Raw genomic sequence first — 6,275 nt, 5'->3', positions numbered from 1 at the left:
CTTTATCAACGGACTTGTTCGTCCAAATGGTCGAGACAGGACTTGAGAGTCTGCGTTTTGCACTTGTCCCCCCATCGCTTGATCAAGTCATTGCGACGGATTATGTGCGTGGACGATTGCAACGAATGAAAGTCGTCTTTTTACTGGGAGCGAATGATGGTCTGATTCCGTTCGTCCAAGATCAATCGAAGTTACTGTCCGAAAATGATCATGACTTTTTACATGAACATGGTATTCCGGTCGGAAAAGCGTCCCTCGATGTGTTTGATGATGAACTATTTTATCTGTATCAAGGGATGATGGCTCCAAGTGAAGCATTGTATGTCAGTTATGCGCTTGTCGATGAAGAAGGAAAGGCGTTGCAGCCGGCAGCAATTACGAAACAATTGAAGCGGCAACTGTTGCTTGATCGTCCGATCAAAACACAGTTTGCGGAGGCTGGCGAACATGCACCGCAAGAACAACTCGATTTCGTGACGAGTCCCGATCGCGCGGCAGCAGCGACGGCGATTGAACTCCGCCGTTTGCAACGACGTTATCCGATTCAGCCAATTTGGTTTCAAGTATATAATTCACTTCTTGAAAACGGACAAGGACGCGAACGAATGGGTCTATTCTCAAGTGCCTTGTTCTATCAAAATCAAGCGGAAGCGTTACCGGAAGGGTTGGCGCATCGCTTATATGGCGAGTCTCTGCAAGCGAGCGTTTCGCGTTTTGAAACGTATAATGCTTGCTCGTATAAACATTTTGCTCGGTATGGACTTCGTTTACGCGAGCGAAAGCTCTATAAATTCGAAGCGCCGGACATCGGAAATCTGTTCCACGGCGCATTAAATGATCTGTCGCTCAGTATCAAAGCTTCCGGACGGCACTGGCGCGAGCTCGATAGTGAGACATGTGGAACACTTGCGAAGGAAGCTGTTGAAAAGGTGACACCAGAAATCCAGAATGCAATTTTGATGAGCTCAAGTCGATTTGGTTATATCAAGAAAAAGTTGACGGATGTCGTCGAACAGACCGCTAAGATGCTCGTCGAGCAGGCGAAGCGAACGGATTTTGAACCAGATCTATTTGAAATCAGTTTTGGGAATGCGACGTTTCCACCATTACGCTTTACGCTACCAGACGGAACGGAAATTGAATTCACAGGACGCATTGACCGTATTGATCAGGCGATGATCGGTGACCAGTTATACGTCCGTATCATAGATTATAAGTCGAGTGCACGAGGACTGGATTTTGCGGAAATCTATTACGGACTCGCCATACAGATGTTGCTGTATTTGAAAACAGTCGTGGAACAGTCAGAGCTGCTGTATCAACAGCAGGCAAAACCTGCTGGTGCGCTGTATTTCCATGTTAAAAATCCGATGCTACGAGGCGATTTATCTGCTGATGAAGCAGAACGTAATCGACTATTACTCGAGTCCTATCAGATGCAAGGCGTCATTCTCGAGAATGATGAGGTACTGCGAGCGATGGATCATATTGCATACGATGAACGAAAAAAATCCCCACTCGTCAAAGTGACCTTCACGAAAAATGGACTGCATAAATCACAGACGAAGGGTGTTGTACAAGAGGCAGATTTATCGGCACTGATGGATCATGCGTGGGAGGCATTAAAAGACAGCAGTCAAGATATCTATGATGGGGATATTGCAATCAATCCATTCGATTATCAGGAACGGACACCGTGTAGTTTCTGCGAATATCGTTCAGTCTGTCAATTCGATGAATCACTCGGAAATCAATATCGTCCATTAAAACCGATGTCTGAAAAAGAGGTACTGGAACGATTGAAGGAGGATGAAGAATGAGCGTGCGTTGGACGGAAGAACAACAACAAGCCATTTCAGCAAGGGGAGGACATATCTTAGTCTCAGCAGCTGCTGGATCAGGGAAAACAGCTGTCCTCGTCGAACGGCTGACGCAACGATTGATCGATCCCGAAGATGAGTTGTCGGCGGATCGGATTCTTGTTGCTACCTTTACGAATGCAGCAGCGCGTGAGATGAAAACGCGAGTCATTGAGGTCATGGATCAGCGTATCAAAGAGGCACCGGATGATCTGTATCTAAAAAAACAACGTCAATTAATGAACCGGGCACAAATTACGACGATCCATTCATTCTGTCTATCGATTCTACGTGAGAATTATTACCGGATCGGTTTGGATCCGGCGTTTCGGATTGCTGACGAATCTGAACTGTTATTACTGCAAGATGATGTCTTAGAAGCGGTCTTTGAGTCGTTCTATGCCTCTGAGGATCCGGGATTCTATGATTTGATCGATAGTTATACATCAGATCGGGACGATCAAGCGATGCTTTCGCTGATTTCAAATCTCTACCGTTTTTCTCGATCCTTACCTGATCCGGAAGCGTTTTATGCGCATTTAATCAATCAGTACGATCAACCAATCGATCCGGATGAGTCTCCGCTCATGCAACGATTGGTCGAACTGGAATGGGAGACGTTGTCGAATCTACTAGGACGTTATCGAGAACTTGCTTTTGAATTGGAACAGTCCGGATATACGGAAATGGGACAGATGATGCGACAGGATATCGCTCCTTTTGGAGTACTTGAAACGTCAGTACGGCAATGGTCGATGGTTGCTCTTGCGTTTCAAGCAGTAGAATTCGGTCGTTGGAAAAGTCCGCGCGGAGATGAAGGCATCAAACCGTTCCAGACAGAGCGGACACGACTCGTTGCAGAATTCAAGAAAATGAAAGAACTGTTTGTCCAAAAAACAGGTGTCGATTACTTGGAGGATTTACGATCACAGCTCCGACATGTAGAAACGATTGTTACACTCGTGCGTCAATTCGCAAATGATTATCTCGAAGCGAAACAACAACGTGGAATTGTTGATTTTTCGGATCTTGAACATTTTGCATTAGAGATCTTGACGGAAGAGGGACAACCGTCGGATGTGGCAAAACTTCTAAAGGAACGCTTCGTTGAGGTACTGGTCGACGAATACCAAGATACGAATGAAGTCCAGGAACGCATCATTCAACTGGTTTCGAAAACGGACGAGGCAACAGGGAATCTATTCATGGTCGGTGATGTCAAACAGTCCATTTACAAATTTCGACATGCAGAACCAGGATTGTTCCTGGAGAAATTCAAACGATTCCAGCAGACCGACGTCGGAACACGCATCGATTTAACAAAGAACTTCCGCAGTCGCCTCGAGGTGTTGGATGGAACGAATCAAATCTTCCGCCAAGTCATGGATGAGACAGTCGGAGAAATTGATTACGATGAAGCGGCGCACCTTCGACTCGGTAATTTAAGTTATTTAGAATCAGAGCAAGTCGACCCTGAATTACTCTTGATTGATCCGCTTGATAGTGAAAAAGAAGAAGTTGAAGCACGAGCGATTGCAACACGAATTCTAGAACTCGTCGACTCTAAACATCCACATCTGATTTACGATGCGAAATCGAACCGATTCCGGACATGCGAATACCGTGACATCGTCGTCTTGGCCCGTTCGCGCGGCAAGCGTGTTCAGGCACTCGTTGAAGTACTCGAACAGTATGAGATTCCGGTCTATGCAGATACGACGGGCGGATATTTCCAAGCGACGGAAATTCAAATCATGATGGCGTTACTCAAGACAATCGATAATCCACTTCAAGATATCCCGTTCGCCAGTCTGTTACGATCGCCGATTTTCGGTGTGGCGGACCGTGATCTAGGGCGGATTCGAGCAAAACAAAAAGAAGGAAGCTTTTATGAGGCGGCACTCGCGATGGCGACAGAGGAATCAGCACTTGGTATTCGAATAGACGAGATCATCCGTCAGATTCAAGCATGGCGAACCGAAGCACGTGGGAGTGCGCTTCCTGCCTTCATTCGATCATTGTTTGATCAGACTGGCTATTTTGAGTATGTCGGCTGTCTCGCTGGAGGCAGAAGTCGTCAAGCTAACTTAAATGCCTTATATGAGCGGGCAAAGCAATATGAGACGTCCGGTTATCGTGGGCTATATCGTTTTCTACGCCTGATCAATCGGTTGATCGAACGAGGAGAAGACTTCGCAGAAGCCCGTTCGCTTGGAGAAGACGAGGACGTCGTTCGAATCATGACGATCCACCAATCGAAAGGACTCGAGTTCCCCGTGACGATTGTCAGCCAATTGACGAAGCAATTCAACAAACAGGATCAAATGCAGGCCATTCAGTTGCATAAGACGTATGGCATTGCTCTAGACGCCATTGATCCGATTCGTCGTTTGCGATCTGGAACGCTACTGAAGGAAGTCATCCGTCGGGAAATGGATCGCGAGATGAAGGCAGAAGAGATGCGCGTCTTGTATGTTGCGATGACTCGAGCGAAGGAAAAATTAATTCTCGTCGGGACAGTCAAGGATTTAGAAGATCAAATGGTGGCCTGGCAGATGACGCCACTCGACGAAGTCTTACTACCTGAAAATGACCGGCGCCAAGCGAAGAGTTATGCGGAATGGGTCGTTCCGGCAGTCTTACGCAGTAGTTTACTACGTCCGGATGAGACGAACTGGTCGATTCGCATGATGTCTTTAGAGGAGTTAGCACCGTATCAAGAAATCTCAACACTCGTGGAGCAACTCGAACACGTCCAAAAGCTTGAAAAAATTGATGTGCCCGTCAATACGCACGTCAAAGAAATCGTTGAATCGGCATTTTCGTATCAGTATCCGCATCTACTCGCGACAGAGACGGCAGCGAAACAGACCGTTACGGAACTGAAGCGCGCGGAACAGTTGGAACGCGCAGCATTTGAAACGACGTATCGCCAGACGACGTATTACCGAACGCCACAATTCCTTGGACCTGTACTTAGTGGAGCGGAACGAGGAACGGTCCTACACCTAGCGATGCAATTATACAAACCGGATACAGCGATTTCAGAACAGATCGATCAATGGGAAACGATGGAACGAATCACACCTATCGAAGCGACGACGATGCGGGAAGCAACACCACAGTTGCAAGAGTTCCTAGACTCCGAGATCGGACAATTGTTCAGCGAACGACTACGGACAAACCACGTCTATCGAGAGTTACCGTTTACGTATAAAATCGGAGCATCACGTTTTCGGAAAGACTGGACGGGTCCAGTGGATGACGCAGTCATGCAGGGAATCGTCGACTGCTTGATTCAGGATGGGGAGTCATATATCTTACTCGACTATAAATCGGATCAAATCGTTACGACGGAAGTCGGACAGACACCTGCTGATGTGTTACGTGAACGGTATGCGACTCAATTGAATCTATACCAAGAAGCATTAGAAGCTATTCTTCATATTCGAATCTCGCGGAAAGTCATTTATGCTTTTGCTTTAGGAGAAACGATTGATTTAGTTTAATTTTACGACTGAGACCTCTCTTGTCCTCCTACTTCAGGTAGAGGCGAGGGAGGTTTTAGTATAGTTCGAAAGAGGGATGAGGAATAAAGGAATAAAATCAAGGTATGGAGTGATTTCCGTTTCTTATTGTGAAAAAACTGTGTAAAATAAAGAAGATATGTCACTTTAATGATGGATAATTTTGGGGGGTTTTAATAGATGGCACGTATTTTATTAGCAGAAGATGAAGATGTCTTACGTATGTTGGTACTTGATACACTAGAAGATGAAGGATATACGATTGATGAAGCGACGGACGGAGACGAGGCATATCAAAAAATCATGAACACGGAATATGACCTCGTTCTGTTGGATTACATGATGCCTGGGATGACAGGAATCGAAGTCATCGAAAAAGTTCGACAACATCCAGATAAGCAACACTTGAAAATTATGATGTTGACCGCTAAAAGTCAACAATCTGATCGAGAGCGCGCGGAAGAAATCGGTGCAAACTACTTCTTTTCGAAACCCTTTAGTCCTCTTGAGTTGATTGATGTAGTAGGAGGAATATTGAGTGATCACCAAGTGGATTAATCGAAAAATCGGACGCCAACTTATGGCATCCTTTTATGTCGTATTAGCTACATTGATGATTTCATCATTGATCGTCTACAACTACACGGATACGAAATTGCAAGCGACACGGGCGAAATTAGAAGACATCCGAGATCGCAGTGCACGCGCAGGGGCTCTATGGGAAGAATGGCAGGATGTTCAATTCAACATGCGTGGCTATGCCTTGATGGGAAATGAAGAATTGTATACCCAAGTCATGGCTCAACAAGATAAGATTGCTCAGCAAACGGATTGGTTCGAAAAAAATGCAATCTACGATCAAGGAAAGGCATTCGCCCAGTCCTCGAGA

At 45.9% G+C, this 6,275-nt stretch carries 3 protein-coding genes and 1 pseudogene; all 4 read left to right on the top strand.

The features are described 5' to 3' along the window. A partial coding sequence (locus B2U10_RS11075; RefSeq protein WP_290787737.1) for a PD-(D/E)XK nuclease family protein occupies positions 1–1,820 on the top strand: 1,820 nt, incomplete at its 5' end. Beyond that, on the top strand, positions 1,817–5,368 hold the full coding sequence (addA, locus tag B2U10_RS11070; RefSeq protein ID WP_290773535.1) for a helicase-exonuclease AddAB subunit AddA: 3,552 nt from the start codon (positions 1,817–1,819) through the stop codon (positions 5,366–5,368). The genes B2U10_RS11075 and addA, both read left to right, overlap by 4 nt. Positions 5,369–5,566: 198 nt before the next feature. Continuing rightward, on the top strand, positions 5,567–5,944 hold the full coding sequence (locus B2U10_RS11065; protein WP_035409361.1) for a response regulator: 378 nt from the start codon (positions 5,567–5,569) through the stop codon (positions 5,942–5,944). After that, positions 5,925–6,275 (top strand): annotated as a pseudogene (locus B2U10_RS11060) (histidine kinase); the annotation flags it as partial. The gene B2U10_RS11065 and the pseudogene B2U10_RS11060, both read left to right, overlap by 20 nt.

Origin of the sequence: Exiguobacterium sp. UBA7533, assembly GCF_002479335.1 — a bacterium.
Lineage (GTDB): Bacteria > Bacillota > Bacilli > Exiguobacteriales > Exiguobacteriaceae > Exiguobacterium_A.
This window is presented reverse-complemented; position numbering and strand designations above follow the sequence as displayed.